At 69.2% G+C, this 3,253-nt stretch carries 1 protein-coding gene; it reads left to right on the top strand.

The window, feature by feature from the left end; genetic code table 11:
- Nucleotides 1-257 precede the first annotated feature (257 nt).
- Entirely contained in the window at nucleotides 258-2,996 is a 2,739-nt protein-coding gene (locus GXY15_11780; protein ID NLV41891.1) for a family 78 glycoside hydrolase catalytic domain, read from the top strand.
- Nucleotides 2,997-3,253 lie beyond the last annotated feature (257 nt).

Below are 3,253 nucleotides of genomic sequence, written 5' to 3'. Positions count from 1 at the left end.
GACAGGAGGAATACGAACGGCAGTACCAGGAGCGGTTGCTCAAAAATCTCGCAAGACAAGCCACAAGAATGGGTTGCCAGCTCATTGTGGAAAACTCCGGAGAAGTACTTTCTTAGCAGCGAAGCGACGCGATCTCGTTCCCGGCACGGCCCCGCGTCCCACAGCGTGCTGTCCGGCGACGCCGCCCGTCCGGCCGCTATGGAACGGCGCGCGGTTTTCCGCTACCATAGCGGGACCTACCAGAAGGAGTCCCTGCGATGCGTGGATGGAACGGCTTGTTTGCGGTGGCCGCGGGCGTGGTGTGCGCGGCGGCATGGTGTTCCCCGGCGGCGGCGGCGCCGGACGCGCCGGGGCAGCTCCGCTGCGAGGGGCTCGTGAACCCGCTCGGCATTGACCGGCCCCAGCCGCGCCTCTCGTGGGCCCTCGCGCCGGGGCCGCGCGGCCTCGCGCAGTCGGCGTACCAGGTCTTTGTCGCGGACGCGCCGGAGGCGCTGGCCGCGGACAGCGCCCCCCTGTGGGACTCGGGCCAGGTGGCCTCGGACCAGTCGCAGTGGGTGCCCTACGGCGGCGCGCCGCTGGCCAGGGGCGCGCGCTGCTGGTGGAAGGTGCGCGTGTGGGACCAGGCCGGGACGGCGTCGCCGTGGAGCGACCCGGCGTCGTTCACCGTGGGCCCGCTGTCGGCGGCCGAATGGTCCGGCGAGTGGATCGGCGCGGACTGGTTCGTGGACAACGAGGGGGCCCTGCCCTGGCTGCGGAAGACCGTGACTCTCCCGAAGGCGCCCGCCCATGCGACGGCATACGTCTGCGCCCTGGGCTACTACGAGCTGTTCATCAACGGCAAGAAGGTGGGCGAGGACGTGCTGGCCCCGGCGGTGTCGGACTACGGCAAGCGCGGCCTCTACGTCACCCACGACATCACGCCGTACCTCACCGAGGGGGCGAACTGCATCGGCCTGTGGCTCGGCCGCGGCTGGTCCCTCGGCGTGCTGAAGAACGTCGGCACCGCCGGCCCCCTGGTCAAGGCGGAGTTCTCCCTCGCGTTTGACGGCGCGGACCCGCTGACCGTCGTCACCGACGCGTCGTGGAAGGTCCGCCCCAGCCACATCACGCCGCTGGGGAAGATGACCAGCGGCAGCTACGGCGGCGAGCTGGTGGAGGCGGAGAAGAACCTGCCCGGATGGGCTTCGCCGGACCTCGACGACGCGGACTGGAAGCCCGCGGCGGTCCACCACCCGCCGACGCCGGTGATCGCCGCGCAGATGATGGAGCCGAACCGGCTGCAGGATGAGATCACGCCGCTGTCCGTGGAGCCGCTGGACGACGGTTTCCTCGTGGACATGGGCCGCAACTACACCGGCTGGTTTGAGCTGGTGCTGCCGGAGGAGACGCCCAAGGGCGCGAAGGTGACCATGGACTTCGCCGACAAGCGCTTTCCCGACGGCAAGTTCCAGATCTACAGCCAGCACAGCGAGTATGTGGCGCGGGGCGGCGGCGGCGAGCGCTTCCGCAACCGCTTCAACTACGCGGCGTTCCGTTACGCCATCGTGAAGGGCCTGCCGCGCGCGCCGAAGCCCGCCGAGATCAAGGGGCGGCTCATCACGGTGGACTACGAGGCAAGCGCAACCTTCTCCTGCGACAACGCGCTGCTGAACGACATCCACGCCATGATGTGCTGGACCTACAAGTGCCTGAGCCTCGGCGGCTACACCGTGGACTGCCCCCACCGCGAGCGCCTCGGCTACGGCGGCGACTCGGGCACCTCCATGGAAATGGGCATGCTGGCCTTCCGCACGAACGCCTTCTACGCAAAGTGGGCCGCCGACTGGCGCGACGCCCAGAACGCCGAGGGCGACGTGCCCTACACGGCCCCCTACTCCCAGGACGCGGGCGGCGGCCCCGTCTGGAGCGGCTTCTGCGTCACCATGCCGTGGCAGGTCTACCTCACCTACGGCGACACGCGCCCCCTCGAACTCGGCTGGCCCGTCATGAAAAACTGGCTCGCCTTCATTGACACCAAGATGAAGGACGGCGTCCTCTCGCCCTACATCGGCATCGGCTGCGCGGGCAGCCCCGAGTGGAACTTCCTCGGCGACTGGGTGCCGCCGGGACGCAAGCAGGGCAAGGACCGCGTGGACGACCGGTCCACCCTCTTTTTCAACAACCTGTACCTCGTCCACTGCCTCCAGATCGCGGGCAAGGCCGGCCGCATCCTCGGCGACACGGCGCAGGCGGAGGCCTACGAGGCGAAGGCCGCGGCCCTCTCGGCGAAGATCCATGCGGAGTTCCTCAACCCCGACGGGGAGACCTACGCGAACGGCGAGCAGACCTACCTCGCCATGCCGCTGCACTTCGGCGTCACGCCGCCGGAGCTCGCCCCGAAGGTCATGGCCGCCCTGGAAAAGGACATCACGGTCACCCGGAACGGCCACCTGAACACGGGCATGCACGGCAACTATTACATGACCAAGCTCCTCATCGAAAGCCGCCGGAACGACCTGCTGGCCCTCATGCACACCAAGGACGACTTCCCCAGCTACGGCAACATGATCAAGAACGGCGCGACGACCATCTGGGAGGAGTGGGACGGCGACAACTCGCAGATCCACAACACCATGATCTCCGTCGGCCTGTGGTTCACCGAGGGCCTCGGCGGCATCCGCGACGACGAGAAGGCCCCCGGCTACAAACACTTCATTGCCGCCCCCGGTGTCGAGAGCGGGCTCCAGCGGGTGGACGCCTCCCTCGCCACGGGCTACGGAAAGATCGCCAGCGCGTGGCGCGTCGAGGAGAACGCCCTGACCTACGAGCTGGACGTGCCCCCGAACACCACGGCCACCGTCATCCTCCCGGCGGCCGGCCTCGGCACGGTCCTCGAAAGCGGCCTCCCCGCCGAGACCCAGCCCGGCGTCACCGCGCCCGTGGTGGACGGCGGCCTCTTCCGCTGCGAAGTCGCCTCCGGCGCGTACCGGTTCACCAGCCAGATGCCCCCGAAGTAGGCGCACATGGGCGGTGCCGTCGGATAGGCGAAGGAAGAGGGCGCGGCAAGCGGCGCCCCTACGGGCGGGGATTCCCGTGCTGTTGTGTGGGCCCGGGTCCACGCATGCAGGGGCGCCGCAGGAGGTGCCGCTACGGGCGGGGATTCCCGTGCTGTTGTGTGGGCCCGGGTCCACGCATGTAGGGGCGCCGCAGGAGGTGCCGCTACGGGCGGGGATTCCCGTGCTGTTGTGTGGGCCCGGGTCCACGCATGTAGGGG

The sequence above is a fragment of the Candidatus Hydrogenedentota bacterium genome, from assembly GCA_012730045.1.
Taxonomy (GTDB): domain Bacteria; phylum Hydrogenedentota; class Hydrogenedentia; order Hydrogenedentales; family CAITNO01; genus JAAYBR01.
The sequence above is the reverse complement of the archived record's forward strand: the minus strand, read 5'-3'. Positions and strand labels throughout refer to the sequence as shown.